Origin of the sequence: Sinorhizobium psoraleae (assembly GCF_013283645.1) — a bacterium.
Taxonomy (GTDB): domain Bacteria; phylum Pseudomonadota; class Alphaproteobacteria; order Rhizobiales; family Rhizobiaceae; genus Sinorhizobium; species Sinorhizobium psoraleae.
On record NZ_JABEKV010000004.1, the window covers coordinates 506,493 to 526,500 of the forward strand.

Genomic DNA, 20,008 nt, shown 5'->3' on the forward strand with positions numbered 1-20,008 from the left:
TCTACGCAGCATCAGCCGCGCGTGCCCTTGGCGATCGGCTCCTGATAGGTGAAGCCCATGTCCCACGGGAAATAGATCCAGGTATCCTGGCTCACCTCGGTCACGAAAGTGTCGACGAGCGGGCGTCCCTTCGGCTTGGCATAGACGGCGGCGAAATGGGCTTTAGGCAGCATTGCGCGCACTTCGGCGGCGGTCTTGCCGGTGTCCGTCAGGTCGTCGACGATCAGCACGCCTTTACCGCCGTCCCTGGCGATTTCCGGAGAGATACCCTTGAGGACCTTCATCTGTCCCTGCGTGTCGTAATCGTGATAGGAGGCGATGCAGACGGTCTCGATCATGCGGATGTTGAGTTCGCGGGAGACGATTGCCGCCGGAACGAGGCCCCCGCGGGTGATGCAGACCATCGCACGCCATTCCTGGCCGTTGTCGGCCAGCCGCCACGCGAGCGCGCGGGCGTCGCGGTGGAACTGGTCCCAGGTTACTGGAAAGGCTTTATCTGGAAGAGACATGTGCGGGCTCCGGCTTCTCGTCGAACACAGGTTGCGAAGTGCGGCGGCAGACCATGGGTTCGCAGAGCGCGCTTCGTTACGATTTGAATATGCAATACTGAAAATGAAGCCCGGAGCGCAAGGGCCGGACAGGCTTGTCCGGAAATCCGTTCCTCCGCTCGTTGGCTTTGTCGAACGCTGAACGACGGATGCCGCTAGCGGGCGCCGGTGATTGTCTCGATCATCGCCATGACATCGGCTTCGGCGGCAGCGAGCACGGCAGCATCGCGAGCACGGATGACGATATCGGTCGAGAAGCTCTTGCCGTCGAATTTGGGGTAGGAACCGATGCTCGTTTCCGGATGCCGTCTTTGAACCTCCGTCAAAGGGCCGCCAATATCGCCTTCGCCATAAGGCGAGCGGACCGTACGTGACAGCACCGGCGTGCCGGTCTGGAGGCCAGGCAGCAAGCTGTCGAGCATCGCCTGAAAGACCTGCGGCACACCGGCCATGACGTAAACATTGTCTATCCTGAAGCCGGGCGCCGTCGAAACGGGATTGGAGATATGGACGGCGCCGACCGGCATGCGCGCCATGCGCCTACGCGCATCGGTAAACTCCATGCCGCGTCGTTCATACATGGCGCCAAGCAGCGACATTGCTTCCGGGTCGTAGACGCACTCGACTCCGAACGCCCTGGAGATGGCGTCGGCGGTGATGTCATCGTGCGTCGGCCCGATGCCGCCGGATGTGAAGACATGGTCATAATGCCCACGCAAGGCGTTGACCGCGCCCACAATTGCCTCCTCGTCATCCGCGACGATGCGAACCTCCCGCAGGTCGATGCCGACCATGGTCAGCATCTCCGCCAGATGGCCGATATTCTTGTCCTTCGTCCGGCCGGAGAGGAGCTCATCGCCAATAGCGAGCATGGCGGCGGTGACGATCCTGGCAGTGGTCATGGGGGCTCCCGCGTTGTTGATGATCGTCCGGTGCGATCTCGTCACTGTTGAAGAAAGCTTGACAGTCTGTCGACCGCTGACGTGCTGGCGACGACATGCGTTTTGATAAATCCTCCCTGCGGTCACGATCAAGCTGAATTGCCGGACATCGAAGGAGTAACATAATGGCTAAGGTACTGGTCCTCTACTATTCGGCCTATGGGCATATCGAAACGATGGCCCACGCCGTCGCGGAGGGCGCCAAATCAACCGGGGCAGAGGTTGTCGTCAAGCGTGTTCCCGAGCTTGTGCCGGAAGATGTGGCGAAGGCTTCGCACTACAAGATGGATCAGGCTGCGCCGATCGCCACCGTCAGCGAACTGGCGGATTACGATGCGATCATCTTCGGTTCAGGCACGCGCTACGGCACCGTCGCGTCGCAGATGCGCAACTTCATAGACCAGACCGGCAGCCTTTGGGCACAGGGCAAGCTTGTCGGCAAGGTCGGTTCGGCCTTCACTTCCTCGGCAACTCAGCACGGCGGTCAGGAGTCAACGATACTCGGTCTGATCCCAACGTTGATGCATCTCGGCATGATCGTCGTCGGTCTTCCCTATGCATTCGAAGGCCAGATGGGGCTGGACGAAATCAAGGGCGGATCTCCCTATGGCGCCTCGACGATCACCGGTGGCGACGGTTCGCGCCAGCCATCGGCAGTCGAACTCGAAGCCGCCCGTTACCAGGGCGCGCATGTCGCGAAGATCGCTGCGAAACTTGCGTCCTGACACGTCTGGTTCGAAAACTGCTGGCGCGGTCCGGTCGGACCGCGCCTTGAAGTTCTACCAAGGCTTCAAAAGGCGGCCAAAATCATCGCAGAAGTGGCCTAGCGGCGTTTTTTTGTGCTAACATTGTACCTGTTCGGCATGCAAATGCCATTGATGAGGAGGAAGAAGCAGGACCGTGCGGCAACGGTCCGCCGGGGGCAGACACTGTCCCAGGAATCCAGGGGAGTGAAGAATGGCGCGGATCACTTATTCGATCGTTCAACACGACGGAGGCTGGGCCTATAAGGCAGCCGACGCGTATTCAGAGTCCTTTCCCAGTCGCGAGATGGCACTGGCGGCCGCAAAGGTCGCAGCGGCCGAACAGCAAGTCGGCGGCGACGACGAGGAAATCAGCTTCCAGGATGAAAAGGGAAATTGGCATTTCGAACACGCTGATGGGGGAGATCGACCTGAAGCAACCGTCGAGGATGGCTGATGATGCTTGAAGGGGCAGTTGGGTCTGAGTGTATTCGCCCCTGACGACGCCGTCCCCGTACGCGATGACTACGCGACGGAGGATTTTCAATGCATTATAACGTTCAGATCTTCACCTGGACCGCCCGCTTGGGCGTTCATCAGGTCGGATCGGTCATCGAAGTCGACGCGCCCAATCCGAAAGCAGCGGCGGTTTCGCTGCTTGGGTTGCGGCTGGACGATACCGGAATGTCGTCGAAACTAGCGGTTAGAGTCTGGCGCGGAGAAGACGGCTATAAAGCCGACTGCGATTGTTTTTACTATCACTGACCCGGGATCTCGCCTCGAAGTTTCGTGAGGTCGCGTAAGCCTGCCGCTTCCCGCCGTTCGTGCCGAGCGAATGACGGGGTATTTTGCTTGCGCCTGCGGCGCCCCGGGTTTCATTCATCCGGCGTACAGAGCCTCAGCCGATGACCGTCGGGATCAGGTGGGAAACGATCCCGATGGCCGGCGGCCGAGCAGTCGTGAATAGAATGCCGCACGTTCCGCAGGATTCTGAACATACAGGAGAGGGAGATTGGGCTTCAGCATCATCGTCTCCTTTTCCGATGGCAGGATTATAGGAGTCGCTGCTGTCAGTTTGTGTGAGCATTCTGTGGCCGAGGCAAAACGATCCAGGCGAACTGCTCGCCTACGAAACCTCTATCTCGTTTGCGAGAATAATCACGCAACATATTGATGAGCTGAGATATCAGTCCTTGAAAACGGCATCGATCCCGGCCGAGGATTTACGATTTCTTGCCGAGAACAGGGTCTTCCAGATCGGGTGCCGACCAAGCGTTTGTTGATGATGCAATTCCGCCTGGCGTGCCGCAATAGCGCTTGCAAAGGCTTCCTTCATCGCATCGATGCGACGGCGCTTTTCGTCCCATTCGTCGCGGTTGTGCCGGGCTTCCGCCATCACACGGTACTCCTGGCCTCGCGGGATCTCACGAACGAGCGGCCGGCCATGAGAAGATGGAGCTCATTTGTGGTTCCAGCCTGATAGGCTTCGATGAGCATTCTGCCGTATCTTTGCGCGGGGGCACTGTCGCGCGACCATCGGTGCTCGTTGCAGAGACGGTCGAACACGCGCTGAAGCGTATCCAGGTCTTCTGGAAACAAAGGCACGTCAGATGACGCTTGCAGTGGACGCACGCCGTTACCCTCTGTCAGCGATGCAAGGACAAATTTTCGAGGCAATTCAGCTTGCCAGCAACGGGCGCCGATTGAACCCCTGGCGAATCAGGGGTTCGTATATTTTTTCGCTCGAGATGATGATGCGGTATTCGCCGGGCGTTAACGACTCGCACAGAGGAGTCTCTGCTGCGCCGACGTGGCCACTGCGCTGAAAAACATTTCCTTGACTGAATCCCCTAAGTGTTTGATCTAGGCCGCAGGCGGACGTGGCGAAACTGGTAGACGCAAGGGACTTAAAATCCCTCGGTTAACACCGTACGGGTTCGATTCCCGTCGTCCGCACCAACTTCCCCCGCGGCCGAGCCGCCATCAGCCTGCAATTTTGCGCAGTACCGTCTCAAGCTGACCGAGCTCTGCGATTTCGTGAAAACGCGGATGGTCTTCCGGTTTCTCGTGATGTTCGAACGACCAGGTGAGGGCGTGCGGGACGTAGACGCCCCAGCTTCCGGCTGCGAGGGCAGGGACGATGTCGGACTTCAGCGAATTACCGACCATGAGGCTCCGTGACGGTCCGTCGCCGTGTTGGGAGAATATCCGCTCATAGGTCGACATGGTCTTGTCGCTGACGATCTCGATGGCGGCGAAGAAGTCGCCGAGGCCGGAGGCGGCAAGCTTTCGCTCCTGATCGAAGAGGTCGCCCTTGGTGATCATGATCAGGCGAAAGCGTCCGGCGAGAGCTTCGAGTGTCTCCTGGACATTTGGCAGCGGTTCGACAGGATGGCCAAGCATTTCCCGTCCGGCGGCCAGGATTTCGGCAATGACGGATGGCGGCAGGTTGCCGCCGGTTACCTCGAGCGCCGTCTCGATCATCGATAGGGTGAAACCCTTGATGCCGAAGCCGTAGAGGCCCAGATTGCGCTTTTCGGCTGCCAGCAATCTCGCGGGCAACTCCTCCGGGTCGGTGTGGTCCCGCAGCAATTCGACGAAGCGCGTTTCTGTCACGCGATAGAACCGTTCGTTCTGCCACAGCGTATCGTCGGCATCGAAACCGATTGTCGTAATTCTGTTCGGCATGGGCCTATTGTGCGGCGATCTTGAAGGGCTGGTCGACGGTTGCACTCTTGCCGCTGTTGATATCATTGAAATGGAAGCGCAGCACATAATCGCCGGCCGGAGCGCCGGTGACGTCGATGGTCAGCGTCGAGTAGATCTCCTGATTGCGCAGGTAACCGGTGAACGTGAAATCGCCGAATGCCTTCTGACTGGCGAGAACCTCGCCCTTTGGGTTGAGGATATCGAAATCCACCGTGAAACGCGTCTGGATCTTGCCCTTGACGCTCGCTTCCTTCCAGGTGAGTCCAACCGGCTCGACATAGGAGACGATTGGTTCTCCGGCCTTGAAGGTCGGATCGGCCTTGGGTTCGTACATGGCGTAGCCAGCCGGCTCGGCGGTGACGAAGACCGCTTTACCGATCGCGAACGGCAGCGTTTGGGAAAAGTCGCCCACCGCCTGGCGCAGCGTTTCCCGGGCACCCGCCGCGTCACCAGAGGTCGCCTGCTGTTCCGCTTTCGTTGCCGCATCGGAAAGCGGACCGGCCCGAACTGCCCCTTCGGTCGTGGCCACGATTGCGGCTGTCACTGTTGCAAGCAGGAGCAGGTGTTTCGACATCGCATTCCCCCCATGCCCATTGCGCAAGACTTTCGGTATTTGGCACGCCAAGTCAAGGCACTGGTAGGTCACGACACTCAGTGCTTCCAGAAGATCGGGGTCAGGATGACGAGGACAGTCAGGACTTCGAGACGTCCGAGTAGCATCATCAGCGACAAAAGGTAGAGCTCGGGGTCATCGAGCGTCGAGAAGTTGCCAACCGGACCGATAATGCTGCCGAGGCCGGGACCGACATTGGAGAGGCAGGTGATGACAGCGGACACCGCCGTGACCAAATCATAGCCGAGCGCCCCCATCATCAGACTGCCGAAAACCCAGAGCAGGATATAAGTTATGAAAAACAGGAAGATGGCGCGCTGCGTATCCGCATCGACGGTGTTGTTGCCGTAGCGCACCGCGTAGATTGCATTGGGATAGACGAGCCTGTTCAATCCGGAGCGGATCGCGTTAAAGAGCACGACGAAGCGATAGGCCTTGATGCCGCCGGCGGTCGAACCGGAACAACCACCCATGAAGGTGGCGATAAACGCGGTCATGACGACGAAGGGACCCCAGAGACTATAGTCTTCACTGGCGTAGCCAGTAGTCGAAAGGAGCGAGGTAATGTTGAAGAAGGCGTGTGCCAGCGCCAGATGAAATTCGACGCCGTTTGCAAGCCGATGATAGACGGCGACGGCCACCGAAAACGCGGTGAGATAGCCGAGAAAGACGGTGATCTGCGGATCGCGGAGTGCATCGAGGCGCCCGCGGACGACAAGCACGATCAGGATCGAGAAGGGCAGACTGCAGAGCGTCATGAAGAAGGTGCTGGTCCACAGAAGTGGAATGCTGCCGAAATAGGCAAATGACGCATCGTGGGTTGAAAAGCCACCGGTGGCGACGGTCGTCATCGCGTGGTTGATCGCGTCGAAGCGGTTCATGCCGGTCACGCTGTAGCCGATCGCGCAGAGCAGCGTGATCGTCACATAGATGGCGAGGAAGGCGCGGCTGAAGCTTGCGATGCGGGCGAATGGCTTGTCGCCCGTGTCGGAGGACTCCATCTTGAAGAAGGACATGCCGCCGACGCGCAAGTACGGAATGATAAAGAGGCCGAGAACGACGATGCCGATGCCGCCCAGCCAGCAAAGAAGCGAGCGCCAGAGCAGCAGGCCCGGTGGTGCGTTGTCGAGCCCGACAATGACGGTCGAACCGGTGGTCGTAACCGCGGAAACGGATTCGAAGAGCGCCTGGGCGAAATCGAGATCGAGCGAGGAAAGCCAGAGCGGGATTGCGCCGACGACCGAGAAGACGGACCAGAGCAGGTTGACCAGAAGGAAGCCGAATTTTTTCGAGAACGGCGGAGGTCCCGCGCGGGTCGCCATGAAGGTCGCCGCAGAGAGGCCGCCAGTCAGGAAGGCCGTTACGGCGAAGATCTCCCAGTCCGGATGTCCGTAGTATAGGTCGACGAGAGCGGGGACCAACATCGCGGCGGAAAGATAGAGGCCGAGGATCGCCGCAATGTGGACAGCGTGCCGGAACAGGGTTGCATTCAAGCTTCGATTTCCCGGAAACAATTGTCGAACCGGCCGATGGTCGCCCGGTGCGGCTGCCATAGTGGCTTGCTCGATCGATTCGTGTCAAATCGATGGCCTCGCGCAATGCAATGTGCCATAGCGTCATGCATCGGCAAACGCAACGGATAACCCTACGTGATGAAGCAGGATGTTGAAAATGCAGCGCTCGCGCTCCGTGAAATCTTTCCGGCGACGCCGCTGCAACTCAACGATCACCTCAGTGCCCGCTACGGCGCGAGTGTCTTCCTGAAGCGCGAGGATCTCTCGCCCGTACGCTCCTACAAAATCCGCGGCGCCTTCAATTTCTTTCGCAAGGCGCTTGCCGCAGGAGCGGTCGGGAAGACCTTCGTCTGCGCCTCCGCTGGAAATCATGCGCAGGGCTTTGCTTTCGTCTGCCGTCACTTCGGCGTTCCAGGCGTCGTCTTCATGCCGGTGACCACACCACAGCAGAAGATAGACAAGACCCGCATGTTCGGTGGCGAGTTCATCACGATCCGCCTCGTGGGCGATATTTTCGATCAGTGCTATCAGGCGGCGCGCGACCACGTCGACGCGATCGGCGGCGTCATGGTGCCTCCCTTCGACCATGCGGACATTATCGAAGGGCAGGCGACTGTTGCAGCTGAAATTGCCGAGCAACTGCCGGGGGGCGTCGTTCCCGATCTCGTTGCTCTGCCGGTCGGCGGCGGCGGATTATCCGCCGGCGTCACGGGCTATTTCGCCGACACGCTTTCTGCTGATCGTTTCGTATTTTGCGAGCCGGCGGGAGCGCCTAGTCTCAAGCGGAGCCTGGAGACCGGTGGCGTGGTCACGCTCGACCAGGTGGACAACTTCGTCGATGGAGCGGCTGTCGCGCGCGTTGGCGATCTGAACTTCGCCGCGCTGCGCGCTTTTTCGCCTGAGCAAGTGATGTTGCTGCCGGAGAACGCGATCTGCCTGACGATCATAGACATGTTGAACGTCGAGGGTGTGGTTCTGGAGCCAGCCGGCGCGCTTTCCATCACAGCGCTGGAGATCCTCGGGCGCGAGCGGCTGGAAGGTAAGACAGTGGTTGCCGTCGTATCCGGAGGCAATTTCGACTTCGAGCGCCTTCCCGACGTCAAGGAGCGGGCGATGCGGCATGCGGGGCTCAAGAAATATTTCATCCTGCGCATGGCCCAGCGCCCCGGTGCGCTGCGCGATTTCCTCAATTTGCTCGGCGATGAGGATGATATCGCGCGGTTCGAGTATTTGAAGAAGTCGGCGCGCAACTTCGGTTCGGTTCTCATCGGAATAGAGACCAGGCACGCCGAGAATTTCCCGGCTCTAAAAACCCGGTTCGATGCGGCTGGTCTGCGCTACCAGGACATTACCGAGAACGAGATTCTTGCCAATCTCGTCATTTGATCTGCGCGTCGAACAGGTGGACGGCATCGCCGCGCACTTAGTCTTTGACAGCGCCTGCGGCCACGGCTAACTGTGGAGCATGGCATCGTTTTTCTCGAAATTGTTCGGCCTCGCCGGTGGCTCCGATAAGCAGACGGAACAGGCCGCTGGCAAAACGGAATCCTACGGAGATTGCTTGATCCGCGCGACTCCCATGCGGGAGGGCCCTCAATTTCGCTTGGCAGGCAGCATCGAAAGGACAATTCCTGATGCCGGCTTGAAGGTGCGCACCTTCATTCGCGCCGATCTCTTCGCCTCCGAACAGGATGCGATCGATGCGGCCCTGCGGAAGGGAAGGCAGATCATAGACGAGCAACGCTCCTCGCTTTTCAGCGACGACTCGCCATCCAGGCCGGTGTAACGCCAGGGCCGCATAGTCCCACTCCATCGGTGAATATCCGCGTATAGCGCCGGTTAGAGAGCTTTTCTCTGAGTTTGGAGTAGCTTTCGGCTTCCGGCAACAAGACATGGCGCGCGAGATAGGGCCGGCTTCCTCGCGATGAAGAGCGTGTCCGGCCCGTCTCCACGTTCAGTGTCTCAAAGCCTGATGCGGAATCGAGCGAAACCCTCGGTGCCGTCGCCGGCTTCTTCGATGGTCACGGCTTTCACCTGCGACAGGAACTGTCTTGCCTTGGGGCTGCTGTCGAAAACCACGCTCGTGTCCTTGAGTGGCGCAAAGCTCCAATTCGTGTCTGCCGACGGGTTGATCGTTCCCTGCTCGACGATATAGCGGACGATAACGTCGCGGTTGGTGTCGGGCGCGACGAAGATCACTTTGTCGGAGGCGATATCCGGGAAGTTGCCGCCACCGCCGGCACGATAGTTGTTGGTCACCACCACGAATTTCTGCGCAGGATCGATCGGCTTGCCATCGAATTGCAGGTTCTGAATGCGGCTTGCCGCGGCGTCTACAAGCTTGCCGTCCTTATCGAACTTCGCCGGCTGCGAGAGGTCGATCTGATACGTGACGCCGTCGATCACGTCGAAGTTATAGGACGGGAAGCCCGCGTTGACCAGTTCTGCATCGACGGATCCGGGTGTAACCTGATTGAACATACCAGCCGACATTTCAAGCCAATTGCGTACTTGGTCGCCATTGATGACGACGGCCTGAACCGTGTTTGGATAGAGATAGAGATCGGCAACGTTCTTGATGGCGATGTCGCCCGCCGGCACATCGGTATAGTAGTCGGCACCACCGCGACCGCCTGCTTTGAAGGGAGCCGCCGCCGACAACACCGGCAGATCCTTGTGCTCCGTATCTTTGAGCATATCACGGATGTACCAGGTCTGCGCCTGACTGACGATCTGGACCGACGGGTCGTCGGCGACAAGGGCGAAGTAGGAATAGAGCGGTGCCGAGGTCTTGCCGACCGGCGTGCGGATATAGGCGAGCGTCGCCTCGTGGTCTTTTTGGGCTGCCGCCAGAACCTCTGCCTTGTCGCCGACTTCGGCGATTACTTTTTTCTCTTCCCTGCGATAGATCGGGCGCGCCTCGCTGGTCGAACTGATCACGCGCCAGCGGCCGCCGTCACGCTCGATGAGCAGGTCGATCAGGCCGAGATGCGAGCCCCAGAAGCCGCCCATGACACCCGGCTTGCCGGAAATCAGCCCTTTCGCATTGTCGACACCGGCGAAGCCCTCGAATTTCGGTCCGGGAAAATCGAGGTGGCTGTGACCGGTCACGATGGCATCGATGCCGTCGATCGCAGCCAGGGGCACTGATGCGTTCTCAAGGTTTTCGGCATAGTTCTGTTGACCGATTCCGGAGTGAGAAAGCGCGACGACGATGTCGGCACCTTCCTCGCGCATCTGGGGAACCCAGGCCTCCGCCGCCTTGACGATGTCGCGTGTGTTCGCCTTGCCTTCGAGGTTCTTCGCATCCCAGGTCATGATCTGCGGTGGGACGAACCCGATCAGGCCGATACGAATTGCATGTTCCTGGCCGGCACCATCCTTCACCTTGCGGTCGAGAATGACATAAGGCTTGAGGAAGAGCGCATCCTGACCGGCGTTGGCCGCAAGCGCGCCCTTGGTCAGGTTGGCACAGACGATCGGAAAATTGGCGCCGTTCAGCACGTTGAACATGAAGTCCAGGCCGTAGTTGAACTCGTGGTTGCCAAGCGTGCCGCAATCGTAGCCGAGCACGTTCATTGCGGCGATGATCGGATGCACGTCGCCTTCCTTCATGCCGCGCTTATAGGCGATGTAATCGCCCATCGGATTCCCCTGAAGGAAGTCGCCGTTGTCCACGAGAATGGCGTTCGTCGCCTCGGCGCGGATCGTATCGATGATGGAGGCCGTGCGTGCAAGGCCCACCGTGTCGTTCGGCTTGTCGCCGTAATAGTCATAGGGAAAAACGTGCACGTGCAGGTCGGTCGTTTCCATGATGCGCAGATGCGCCTGGTTGGCTGCGGCTTGGGCGGAAAAGGGATGAAGCATCGCGAGAGCGGAGGTCGCGGCCAGTCCGCCGAGCAAGGAACGGCGTGAAATTGAGTGAAGAGCGGTCATCGATGGCATCGCGGTCTCCATGTTGAAAGAGGTCTTCGGGCGCGCAGTGGCAAGCAGTAGCAACATGCCGTTTTGCAGGCGACTATGGCGGAAGGCGCCCGCAAGGCAAAGCGGCGGATTCTTGCATATTGGCCACGGAGTTGGCGGGCATGAGTAAAGTTTTCTTCAAAGTTTCTTCCTAAGAGACTGGCGAGCGAAAACGGAAATCTCGTGCGCATGCCAAACGCCAATCTTATTCTCTTTGTCGGCGAGGCGCTGGTCTATGTAGCGGCAATGATCTGGCTGCTGCACTTGCGCGGGCGCCTGGGGCTCGGCGTTTTCGTGGCGGCGCTCGGCGTCATGCATTTCATCGAGACCTATCTCGCCGCCGTCTTCTATGTTCAACTTCCGTTCGGAGTGATCTCCCCCGGCTCCGCCGTGTTCTTTTCCGGCAAGCTCATGATGATCCTGCTCCTCTATGTGAAGGAGGATGCGGCGACGGTCCGCCAGCCTATATACGGATTGCTCGCCGGCAATTTTCTGACGGTGGCGTTAAGCTTGCTGCTCAGGCTGCATGACACTGTTGCCGTCGTGCCCAATCGCGTCGCCGACATCGCTTTCATCGACGAAATGGGATGGCTGATGGTATGGGGCACCACGCTTCTCTATTTCGACTCCTTGGTTATCATCCTGCTTTACGAGAGGCTCGGGCGCTGGCTTCGCCGATTTGTCACCGTCCGCTTCCTGATCTGCGGCGTCGTAGTCCTGACGCTCGATCAACTGGGATTTTATGCGGCGCTGCATTGGGTGAACGATGCGCCGGCGGACGTGTTCTGGGGCGGCTGGATGGCGAAGATGTTGGCCGCGCCGTTCTATGCGATTGCCATCGGTCTTTACCTGAATGCATCGCGCCACCCGTTTCTTGCGATCTCCGATCGGCCGCTTGGCGATGTCTTCAATGATCTGACATTCCGGGAGCGCTACGAGGATCTCCTGTCGCGCTCCGGCCAGGACACGTTGACCGGTGCACTCGATCGAAGCCGCTTCGAGGCCGAGGGCCAGCAAATGCTGCGCGACGCTGCCGCGAAGAACACGCCGGTCAGCCTGATGATCATCGATGTCGATCACTTCAAGAGCGTTAATGATCGCTTCGGACACATCGAGGGTGATCAAGTGCTGCAGAATCTGGTCGCAACTGTAAAGGCGACTATCAGGCCGACCGATCGCCTGTTCCGCTACGGCGGCGAAGAATTCGTCGTCCTGTGCCCCGGGCTCGCCTATCCGGACGCGCTTTCGCGCGCCGAGGACATACGGCTCGCGGTTTCCGGCCGCGTGACGACGCCGAATGGTGATCCGGTGACCGCCAGCATCGGCTTGTCATCGGCATTCGGTGACGGAAACGGCATTCGCGAGTTGTTGTCGCAGGCGGACTTGCGCCTCTATGCCGCCAAGAGTGGTGGCCGCAACCGAGTGATCGGACGATAGTCGGGCAGCGAGTGGCGCCGAAGACTTCAAATGCCGACATTCGGCCGGTCGATAACCTCGCGAAGCGAGAAGCTGGAATTGATCTTCACTACATGCGGCAGGGCCGACAGCCAGTCGCGGTGGATCCGCTCGTAATCCTCCAGGTCTTTTGCCGCGACGCGCAGGATATAGTCGTATTCTCCCGACATCAGATAACAGACCAGCACATTGGGGCAGAGTTTTACGGCCGCCTCGAATTCGGCAAGCGTCTTGGCGAACTGGCCCGAAAGCGAGATGTGCACGATGACCATGATCTTGTAGTCGAGTGCCTTGTGCGCGATCCGGGCGTGATAGCCGCTGATCGTGCCCGATTTTTCGAGGATGTCGACGCGCCGGGAGCAGGCAGAAGGGGAAAGGCCGACTTTCGCCGCGAGATCCGCATTGGATATCCTGCCATTCTGCTGAAGGATCCGCAGAATCGCATGATCAATGGTGTCGAGCTGGCTCATTCGGGATTTCCTTCATGATTTTGCTTAAGCGCGCAATAATATTCGAAAGCAATGCGCTGTCAGACATCTCTTTGCAAGGACATTCGCCACACCATCTGTTTTGCTGGGCCCATCATCAATGCGGCGCAAAGCCCACAAACAGGAGAGGAACGCTAGATGCGTGTCGGTTGCCCGAAGGAAATCAAAAACCATGAATACCGTGTAGGTCTGACGCCCGGATCGGTACGGGAATATGTCGCCCACGGTCACGAGGTGATTGTCGAAACCAAGGCCGGGGCAGGGATCGGGGCAGACGACGACACCTACCGCGCTGCAGGAGCGCGGATCGTTTCGACGGCCAAGGAAGTGTTCGAAAAGTCGGACATGATCGTCAAGGTCAAAGAACCGCAGCCTTCCGAATGGGCCCAACTGCGCGAGGGCCAAATTCTCTACACATATTTGCATCTGGCGCCGGATCCCGAGCAGACCAAAGGCTTGCTGAACTCGGGCGTTACCGCAGTCGCCTACGAGACGGTGACCGATGAGCGCGGCGGATTGCCGCTGCTTGCACCGATGTCGGAGGTGGCTGGACGGCTTGCCATCCAGGCCGGCGCTACCTCGCTTCAAAAGGCGAATGGCGGCCGTGGTATTCTCCTTGGCGGTGTGCCTGGCGTGCTCCCGGCCAAGGTCGCGATCATCGGCGGTGGGGTTGTCGGCCTGCACGCCGCAAAGATGGCCGCCGGTCTCGGTGCAGATGTTTCGATCCTCGATCGCTCCATTCCGCGCCTCCGTCAGCTCGACGACATCTTCAACGGCCGCGTTCACACCCGCTTCTCAACGATCGATGCGCTCGAGGACGAAGTCTTTTCCGCCGATCTGGTCATCGGCGCCGTGCTCATCCCCGGCGCTGCCGCCCCCAAGCTCGTCACACGCGAAATGCTTTCCGGTATGAAGAAGGGCGCAGTTATCGTCGACGTCGCCATCGATCAGGGCGGTTGCTTCGAGACGTCGCATGCGACGACGCATTCCGATCCGACTTATGAGGTCGATGGCGTCGTGCATTATTGCGTCGCGAACATGCCGGGCGCGGTGCCGGTGACCTCGGCACAGGCATTGAACAATGCCACGCTCTACTACGGATTGCAGCTCGCCGACCGTGGTCTCAAGGCAATCGCCGAAGACCGCCACCTGCGTGCCGGTCTCAACGTCCACAAGGGCCGCGTGACGAACAGGCCAGTGGCAGAGGCGCTTGGCTACGATGCCTACGCGCCCGAGGCCGTTCTCAACGTCGCTTGATGCGATTATTGTTCTTTACCCCGGCGTTCAAAGGCGCCGGGCTCTTTTATCAAACGGTTTCGACACGACATTGATAACAGTTGTACTTGGCGGAACGCACATGCACGTAGGCAACGTCCGCCAGGGCCAACAACTCTTCGGCGCGCTCTGCCAGCCTTTCCACCGCAATGACGCCGCCAGTACCGTAGACGATGCGGTCGTCGCTCCCATATCCCCGCAGCAAATAGTCCTTGCTGGATGCGAGGATCGGCGGCAGCGAGTTTTCGTCATGTGCCGGGCATTCGTCGGCATGCAGAAAGATCGGTCCGGTTTCCGCGTAAGCTTGCACTGACGGGAAGGGTCGATACGCGAGAACAAGGTAGGGCTGGCCGCGATCGACGTTACGCAGACAATGCCGGCAGGGAACACCAGTCCCATCCGAAATGCGTCGCTCGGGCGGGTTGCCGTAAGCATCCGGGCCATTGCCACGCAGTCGTTCTGCATCGTCGTCAGGCATCGGGATGTAGCGCAGGGCCATGCCGGTTCTCCTTGTCCGAAAAAATTCTGGAGGAGATGGAATGCGCCGTTTCGCGCCGTTTCGACACCCGAAACTTGCCTGCTGCATGTCTCTTAAGCGGCTCGCTTCACGAAGAAACATGCAGCAATTCACCTGGAAAGACGCACGGCGCTCTCGCCGTCAGAGCTTTCTTGCCAAGGCAAGCAGTTCGGCGTCAGTCAACGGTTCGACAGTTGCCTCCCGCGTCGCGACCGGAGAAAAACCGAACTGCTGATAGAGCTGGAGGGCGCGCGGATGATCGAGATTGTTCGTCGTCACCTTGACCTTGCGCGGGTTCATCGCCCAGGCTGCCAGCAATGTCTGCAGCAGGAACCATTTGCCGAGACCGAGGCCGAGCGCGTGTTCCATGAGGCCGAAATGCGTGAGTTCGATGACCTCGTCTTCGCGTTCGTGCAGCTCGAAGAAGCCGGCCGGTGCACCGTCGACGTAGAGTACGGTGACCGTTGTTGACTTGTTGTGGAGCAATCCCGCCAGTTCCTCGTCGCTCATCCGCAGGCGCTCCGTCCAATGCCAGCGCTTGCCGACGCGAAGGTAGAGGAAGCGGTAATAGGCGAGCGGGATTTCCGATACGCGCAACATGGCCGTGTGTATGTTGACCGGCATCGGCAGGCTTTGTTTCGGCGGTGACGTCATTTCGAGTTCGGTCACATGCGCCGTGATGGCTGCAGGTTTCGATCCTTGCATGGCACTTACTCTCTGCCGGTCGCTACGGGCGTATCGGGCCGTCCGCCCCATTCCGACCAGGAGCCATCATAGAGCGTATTGTCCGTATGCCCCAGCGATTGAAGGGCGAGTGTTATGATCGCCGCCGTGACGCCGGAGCCGCAAGTGGTGACGACCGGTTTCGTCAGGTCAACGCCGGCCCCCGCAAAGGTCTGGCGCAAGGCATCAAGGTCCTTGAGCTTGCCCCCCTCGGAAAAGACGCCGGACGGCAGGCTCTTCGCTCCTGGCATATGTCCCGAACGCAGGCCGGCGCGCGGCTCCGGCTCCTCGCCCGTGAAGCGGCCTGCGCCGCGCGCGTCGGCAATTTGAGCGAGCCGCGTCTCCACGATTGCCTTCATACTCTCGAAGGAAGTGACGGCGGCCGCGTTGAACGTGGCGTTGAAAACGCGTGGCGTCGGGCTGGGGATCTCCCTGGTCGTCGGCCGTCCCTCTGCCTTCCAGCCGTCCATCCCGCCATCGAGAACGAAGACGCGCTTTGCGCCCATGATCCGGAACATCCACCAGACACGCGGTGCGGTGAGGATGCCCGGCCCGTCGTAAACGACGATCGTGTCGTTCTCACCAATGCCCATGGCACCGACAGCTTGCGCGAAAACTTGCGGCGAGGGGAGGGTATGTGGCAGTCCGCTCGAATGATCGGCGATTGCGTCTTGGTCGAAGAATATGGCGCCAGGGATGTGCGCCGCTTCGTATTCTGCCTTCGGGTCGCGGTTCTGCGCCGGCAGGTACCAGGCTGCGTCGAGGATCTTCACCGATGGGTCGCCGAGACGCTGTTGGAGCCAGTCGGCGGAAACGACAAAAGCACTCTTGTTCTCGTTGTTGTTCATTGTCGTCACTCCAGAGATTCAAACAGCCGCACGATCTTCGGGCGTTCCGAAGCGTATCCGAAAACGCCGATTCTCCTTACCCTTCTTTTCAATCTTGGCGATGTGAATCGCTCCTACTTCCTGGGTCTCGGACACGTGCGTGCCGCCGCAGGGCTGGCTGTCGACGGCTGAATCCTTGCCAATGCAGACAAGGCTCACTCGTCCGAGGCCCATCGGCGGACGGACATTCTTCGATTTGACGATGCCCGGATTGGCGGCGAGCTCCTCGTCCGTGATCCATTGCACGTAAACGGGATGGTTCTCCTCGACCAGTTTCATGAGCGCAGCCGTCACCTGATCCTTGTCGATCGTTTCGCTCATGTCGAAGTCGACGCGGCTTTCGTCCTCGCCGACGGCGGCGCCCGTAATCGGGAACGGGCAGACGACGGACAGCAGGTGGCAGGCGGTATGCATGCGCATTAATCGGTACCGCCGCGGCCAATCGATATGCAGGACGAGCTTTTCCCCGATCGCCGGCGAAGGCTGGCCCTCCGCCGGGACATGGACGATCATGTCCTTGGTGGCGCCGTGCCGGGTGCCCGTAATCGCGATTCGGCTTCCGTCGTTACGCTCGAGAAAGCCGGTATCGCCCGGCTGTCCGCCGGAGGTGGCGTAGAAGCAGGTCTGGTCAAGCTCGATCCCGCCGTCCTCGAGAATTCCGGTCACGCTTGCTTCGCAGGTCGAGAGGTAGAAATCTTCACGGAAGAGATCGGTAACGAACTTGGTCATCGCGAATCTTATCCAACTGGCTCGTATGGCACGGTTATGTTCGAAGCGGTCTTCAGCCAGGTTGGGACCGGCAGTCCCTTGGAAGTCAGAAAGTCCGGGTTGAAGAGCTTGGACTGATAGCGGTTACCATAGTCGCAAAGAATCGTCACGATCGTGTGGCCGGGACCGAGCTCCTTGGCGAGCCGGACCGCGCCGGCAATGTTGATGCCGGTGGAACCGCCGACACAAATCCCCTCCTTTTCGATCAGGTCGAAGACATAGGGCACGGCTTCCGAATCGGGAATCTGGTAGGCGAAGTCCGGCGTGAATCCTTCAAGGTTGGCAGTGATGCGGCCCTGGCCGATGCCCTCGGTGATAGAGCTTCCGCTCGCCTTGAGCTCGCCATGCGCATAGTAATTGTAAAGTGCGGCCCCTTCCGGATCGGCAATACCGATCTTGATCGCGGGATTTTTGGCACGCAACCCTTGAGCCACGCCGGCGAGCGTGCCTCCGGAGCCTACCGCGCAGATGAAACCGTCGACCTTGCCGTCTGTGTCACGCCAGATCTCGGGCGCGGTCGTTTCCACATGCGCATCGCGGTTCGCGACGTTGTCGAACTGGTTCGCCCAGATCGCACCGTTCGGTTCCGTCTTGGCAAGTTCGGCGGCCAGCCGGCCCGAAATCTTCACGTAGTTGTTTGGATTTTTGTACGGCACCGCCGGAACTTCGACCAGTTCGGCACCCATCAGTCGCAACGCGTCCTTCTTTTCCTGGCTCTGCGTTTCGGGAATGACGATGACCGTGCGGTATCCGAGCGCGCTGCCGACGACTGCAAGACCGATCCCGGTGTTGCCGGCCGTGCCTTCGACGATGACGCCACCGGGCTTCAATTGTCCGGACTTTTCCGCCTGGCGGATAATCCACAGGGCAGCGCGGTCCTTCACCGATTGGCCCGGATTGAGAAATTCCGCTTTGCCGAGGATGGTGCAGCCGGTGGCTTCGGAAACGGCCTTGAGCCGGATCAACGGTGTGTTGCCGATCGCTTCGAGCACGGACGGAAGAACGGTCATTTTGAGAACCTCACGCTGGACGGAACGGACGCCAGGCCTGAGCCAGGCATTACCTCTGATGGACGACGATCCGATAAACATTTGGTTTACAGGCAAGATCGCCGAAATATTGGCGTGTTTTCGGCTCAGCCTGTGCACTAGGCAAGAAATAGCGTTTCGCAGCTTACCTGTCCCGGGCAAAATTCGTCTCGGCCGTCAAAAACGCTGAGGAAAGTAAAAAGTTCGGGACAAGCGTTGCCGTTGGAGAGGTACTAGGCCCGGGCAGGGGGAGACAGCCACGGGCCTCGGAAGGGGAGGCCCTTCCCGGTCAACGCGAGGACGAAATGACGACCGTATTTACAGCCCGACCCGAGCATGGATTGGTGTGGATAACCGGCGCGAGTTCGGGCATCGGACGCGCTGTGGCGCTCAGGCTGGTCGAGGAGGGTTATTCGGTCGTTGTGACGGCGCGCAGCCACGAGAAGCTAGTCGCGCTTCAGCATGAGGCATCCGGCCCCGGGCGGATCGTCGTTCTCGATGGCGATGTCACCGATCAGCGCGACATGGAGCGGTTGCTCGCGGCCATCGAATATGAACACGGGCGGGTCAGCTTGGCCATTCTCAATGCGGGCGTGGCGATTCCGGTGCGCGGCGATGATCTCAGCCGGGAGGCCTTTGACAAGAGCTTTGCCGTCAACCTTCACGGCATGGTCAATTGCCTTGTGCCTGTTATCGAGCACATGAAGGCGAACGGGCATGGCCAGATTGCCATCATGTCGTCCGTGGCCGGCTACAGCGGCCTACCCATGAGTGCCGCTTACGGCGCGACCAAGGCGGCTCTCATCAACATGGCAGAAAGCCTGAAATTCGACCTCGATCGCATCGGCATACGCCTGCAACTGATCTGCCCGGGCTTCATCGATACGGCCAGTTCGGCCAGAAGCAAGTTTCCACGACCGGCTCTGGTGAGCGTGGACGAGGCGGCGGAACGCATATGTCTCGGGCTGAAATCCGGACGCTTCGAGATCACGTTTCCCAGGCGCTTCACCTACGCGGTCAAACTGCTGCGTTTCCTGCCGTACGGCGCCTACTTCGCGCTTCTCGACTGGCTCGTGCCCGGGCGCGCGGCTGCGACCGCTGCCAAAAAGGACCAAGCGGGTTCAAAAGGTCGGCCGCGTCAGGCGGTGTGAAGCACCAGAACCGCGCCGAAAACCAGTGAGAGGCCGAGCCAGCCGACGGGATTCAGCTTCTGACCGAAGAAAAGGCGCCCGCAGATAGCGGTGCCGAAGATGCCGGTTGCGCCCAGCACCGCATAGGCGATGGCAAGTTCCATACCCTTGACAGCTTCCGCAAGCAGCGCGAATGCGGCAAGTACCAGGAGGATCGACAGAACGCCCCAGCCGCGCCGCGCAAAGCCGTTCGACTTCGTGGAGGCGAGGTTCGCAGCAACGTCGAGGACGCCGGCCATGACCGCGAAAGCGAAATAGAAGCCATCAGCGCTCATTGGGCTGCTTCTCCGGTCACTTGCTTGTCCTTTGCCTCGCCGGCATTGACAAGCAGCATCCCGGCAACGGCCATCGACAGGCCCAGCATCTCACGGCCGCTCAGCACGTGGCCAAAGAAGAACACGGAGACGAGCGTGATGAGGGCGACACCGGACCCTTCCCAGATGGCATAGGCAACGCCGACGGAAATCGTCTTCACGGCCTTCGCAAGGAACACATAAGAAAGTGCGATCGATGCATACATGATTGCATGCCCGGCATAGGAGCCGGACGCGGAGACAGCCTTCATCACGGTGAGGCCGGCGACCTCGGTTGTGATCGCAAGGACCAGGAAAAACCATGCAACACGCATGAGGAACCTTCAGAGGTC

At 59.7% G+C, this 20,008-nt stretch carries 24 protein-coding genes and 1 tRNA gene; 9 read left to right on the forward strand and 16 right to left on the reverse strand.

Annotated features, from left to right (window positions below; translation table 11 throughout):
* Nucleotides 1-11: 11 nt before the first annotated feature.
* The gene (gpt, locus tag ILFOPFJJ_RS23395; protein ID WP_173512934.1) at nt 12-509 is read right to left on the reverse strand and encodes a xanthine phosphoribosyltransferase; all 498 of its coding nucleotides are present in this window, start codon (nt 507-509) and stop codon (nt 12-14) included.
* 194 nt (nt 510-703) lie between these two features.
* The gene (locus tag ILFOPFJJ_RS23400) at nt 704-1,450 is read right to left on the reverse strand and encodes a competence/damage-inducible protein A (RefSeq protein WP_173512935.1); all 747 of its coding nucleotides are present in this window, start codon (nt 1,448-1,450) and stop codon (nt 704-706) included.
* Between the two features lie 164 nt (nt 1,451-1,614).
* On the opposite strand from ILFOPFJJ_RS23400, the gene wrbA reads away from it, so the two are divergent.
* From wrbA to ILFOPFJJ_RS23415, 3 genes are all read left to right on the forward strand, one after another.
* Nucleotides 1,615-2,214: an NAD(P)H:quinone oxidoreductase type IV gene (wrbA, locus tag ILFOPFJJ_RS23405; RefSeq protein WP_173512936.1), complete on the forward strand. Its 600-nt coding sequence runs from the start codon at nt 1,615-1,617 to the stop codon at nt 2,212-2,214.
* A gap of 232 nt (nt 2,215-2,446) precedes the next feature.
* The gene (locus tag ILFOPFJJ_RS23410) at nt 2,447-2,689 is read left to right on the forward strand and encodes a DUF2188 domain-containing protein (RefSeq protein ID WP_173512937.1); all 243 of its coding nucleotides are present in this window, start codon (nt 2,447-2,449) and stop codon (nt 2,687-2,689) included.
* Nucleotides 2,690-2,778: 89 nt separating this feature from the next.
* Nucleotides 2,779-2,997 (forward strand): hypothetical protein, encoded by a 219-nt coding sequence (locus tag ILFOPFJJ_RS23415; protein ID WP_173512938.1) that lies wholly within the window; start codon nt 2,779-2,781, stop codon nt 2,995-2,997.
* Between the two features lie 421 nt (nt 2,998-3,418).
* On the opposite strand, the gene ILFOPFJJ_RS23420 is transcribed toward ILFOPFJJ_RS23415, so the two are convergent.
* Together ILFOPFJJ_RS23420 and ILFOPFJJ_RS36250 are read right to left on the reverse strand one after the other, a co-directional pair.
* Nucleotides 3,419-3,628, reverse strand: a complete 210-nt coding sequence (locus ILFOPFJJ_RS23420) for a hypothetical protein (RefSeq protein WP_173512523.1) — start codon at nt 3,626-3,628, stop codon at nt 3,419-3,421.
* Complete coding sequence (locus ILFOPFJJ_RS36250; RefSeq protein ID WP_312032733.1) at nt 3,628-3,864, reverse strand: hypothetical protein; 237 nt, start codon at nt 3,862-3,864, stop codon at nt 3,628-3,630. The genes ILFOPFJJ_RS23420 and ILFOPFJJ_RS36250 overlap by 1 nt, the downstream gene beginning before the upstream one ends.
* A gap of 242 nt (nt 3,865-4,106) precedes the next feature.
* Here ILFOPFJJ_RS36250 and ILFOPFJJ_RS23425 point away from each other — a divergent pair.
* Nucleotides 4,107-4,191 (forward strand) — tRNA-Leu (locus ILFOPFJJ_RS23425).
* Nucleotides 4,192-4,215: 24 nt separating this feature from the next.
* Here the strand turns inward: ILFOPFJJ_RS23425 and ILFOPFJJ_RS23430 are convergent.
* From ILFOPFJJ_RS23430 to ILFOPFJJ_RS23440, 3 genes are all read right to left on the reverse strand, one after another.
* Nucleotides 4,216-4,920, reverse strand: coding sequence for an HAD family hydrolase (locus tag ILFOPFJJ_RS23430; protein ID WP_173512939.1), 705 nt, complete (start codon nt 4,918-4,920; stop codon nt 4,216-4,218).
* Nucleotides 4,921-4,924: 4 nt separating this feature from the next.
* Nucleotides 4,925-5,515: a hypothetical protein gene (locus tag ILFOPFJJ_RS23435; RefSeq protein WP_173512940.1), complete on the reverse strand. Its 591-nt coding sequence runs from the start codon at nt 5,513-5,515 to the stop codon at nt 4,925-4,927.
* A gap of 77 nt (nt 5,516-5,592) precedes the next feature.
* Nucleotides 5,593-7,047 carry a TrkH family potassium uptake protein gene (locus tag ILFOPFJJ_RS23440; protein ID WP_173512941.1) on the reverse strand — a complete coding sequence of 485 codons (1,455 nt, stop codon included), beginning with the start codon at nt 7,045-7,047 and terminating at the stop codon, nt 5,593-5,595.
* Nucleotides 7,048-7,206: 159 nt separating this feature from the next.
* Here ILFOPFJJ_RS23440 and ilvA point away from each other — a divergent pair, with 159 nt between their 5' ends.
* On the forward strand, nt 7,207-8,454 hold the full coding sequence (ilvA, locus tag ILFOPFJJ_RS23445; protein WP_173512942.1) for a threonine ammonia-lyase: 1,248 nt from the start codon (nt 7,207-7,209) through the stop codon (nt 8,452-8,454).
* 79 nt (nt 8,455-8,533) lie between these two features.
* Complete coding sequence (locus tag ILFOPFJJ_RS23450) at nt 8,534-8,854, forward strand: HlyU family transcriptional regulator (RefSeq protein ID WP_173512943.1); 321 nt, start codon at nt 8,534-8,536, stop codon at nt 8,852-8,854.
* A gap of 176 nt (nt 8,855-9,030) precedes the next feature.
* Here ILFOPFJJ_RS23450 and ILFOPFJJ_RS23455 read toward each other — a convergent pair whose 3' ends face one another.
* A complete protein-coding gene (locus ILFOPFJJ_RS23455) occupies nt 9,031-11,004 on the reverse strand; it encodes a bifunctional 2',3'-cyclic-nucleotide 2'-phosphodiesterase/3'-nucleotidase (protein WP_173513341.1) in 1,974 nt (657 codons plus the stop codon).
* Between the two features lie 216 nt (nt 11,005-11,220).
* On the opposite strand from ILFOPFJJ_RS23455, the gene ILFOPFJJ_RS23460 reads away from it, so the two are divergent.
* Nucleotides 11,221-12,468, forward strand: a complete 1,248-nt coding sequence (locus tag ILFOPFJJ_RS23460) for a GGDEF domain-containing protein (protein ID WP_173512944.1) — start codon at nt 11,221-11,223, stop codon at nt 12,466-12,468.
* Between the two features lie 26 nt (nt 12,469-12,494).
* On the opposite strand, the gene ILFOPFJJ_RS23465 is transcribed toward ILFOPFJJ_RS23460, so the two are convergent.
* A complete protein-coding gene (locus ILFOPFJJ_RS23465) occupies nt 12,495-12,956 on the reverse strand; it encodes an Lrp/AsnC family transcriptional regulator (RefSeq protein ID WP_173512945.1) in 462 nt (153 codons plus the stop codon).
* Nucleotides 12,957-13,112: 156 nt separating this feature from the next.
* Here ILFOPFJJ_RS23465 and ald point away from each other — a divergent pair, with 156 nt between their 5' ends.
* Nucleotides 13,113-14,231 carry an alanine dehydrogenase gene (ald, locus tag ILFOPFJJ_RS23470; protein WP_173512946.1) on the forward strand — a complete coding sequence of 373 codons (1,119 nt, stop codon included), beginning with the start codon at nt 13,113-13,115 and terminating at the stop codon, nt 14,229-14,231.
* Nucleotides 14,232-14,280: 49 nt separating this feature from the next.
* Here ald and ILFOPFJJ_RS23475 read toward each other — a convergent pair whose 3' ends face one another.
* From ILFOPFJJ_RS23475 to ILFOPFJJ_RS23495, 5 genes are all read right to left on the reverse strand, one after another.
* The gene (locus ILFOPFJJ_RS23475; protein WP_173512947.1) at nt 14,281-14,748 is read right to left on the reverse strand and encodes a DUF1203 domain-containing protein; all 468 of its coding nucleotides are present in this window, start codon (nt 14,746-14,748) and stop codon (nt 14,281-14,283) included.
* A gap of 159 nt (nt 14,749-14,907) precedes the next feature.
* A complete protein-coding gene (locus ILFOPFJJ_RS23480) occupies nt 14,908-15,471 on the reverse strand; it encodes a GNAT family N-acetyltransferase (RefSeq protein WP_173512948.1) in 564 nt (187 codons plus the stop codon).
* 5 nt (nt 15,472-15,476) lie between these two features.
* The gene (gene sseA, locus ILFOPFJJ_RS23485; protein ID WP_173512949.1) at nt 15,477-16,337 is read right to left on the reverse strand and encodes a 3-mercaptopyruvate sulfurtransferase; all 861 of its coding nucleotides are present in this window, start codon (nt 16,335-16,337) and stop codon (nt 15,477-15,479) included.
* Between the two features lie 18 nt (nt 16,338-16,355).
* Entirely contained in the window at nt 16,356-17,105 is a 750-nt protein-coding gene (locus ILFOPFJJ_RS23490; RefSeq protein WP_173512950.1) for an alanyl-tRNA editing protein, read from the reverse strand.
* Between the two features lie 8 nt (nt 17,106-17,113).
* Entirely contained in the window at nt 17,114-18,154 is a 1,041-nt protein-coding gene (locus ILFOPFJJ_RS23495; protein ID WP_173512951.1) for a cysteine synthase A, read from the reverse strand.
* 323 nt (nt 18,155-18,477) lie between these two features.
* Here ILFOPFJJ_RS23495 and ILFOPFJJ_RS23500 point away from each other — a divergent pair, with 323 nt between their 5' ends.
* Nucleotides 18,478-19,323, forward strand: a complete 846-nt coding sequence (locus ILFOPFJJ_RS23500) for an SDR family NAD(P)-dependent oxidoreductase (protein WP_173512952.1) — start codon at nt 18,478-18,480, stop codon at nt 19,321-19,323.
* On the opposite strand, the gene ILFOPFJJ_RS23505 is transcribed toward ILFOPFJJ_RS23500, so the two are convergent.
* Together ILFOPFJJ_RS23505 and ILFOPFJJ_RS23510 are read right to left on the reverse strand one after the other, a co-directional pair.
* Nucleotides 19,311-19,637 carry an SMR family transporter gene (locus tag ILFOPFJJ_RS23505; protein ID WP_173512953.1) on the reverse strand — a complete coding sequence of 109 codons (327 nt, stop codon included), beginning with the start codon at nt 19,635-19,637 and terminating at the stop codon, nt 19,311-19,313. The two genes, ILFOPFJJ_RS23500 and ILFOPFJJ_RS23505, sit on opposite strands and share 13 nt — an antisense overlap.
* Nucleotides 19,634-19,990, reverse strand: coding sequence for an SMR family transporter (locus ILFOPFJJ_RS23510; RefSeq protein ID WP_173512954.1), 357 nt, complete (start codon nt 19,988-19,990; stop codon nt 19,634-19,636). Before ILFOPFJJ_RS23510 ends, ILFOPFJJ_RS23505 begins: the two co-directional genes overlap by 4 nt.
* Between the last annotated feature and the right edge of the window lie 18 nt (nt 19,991-20,008).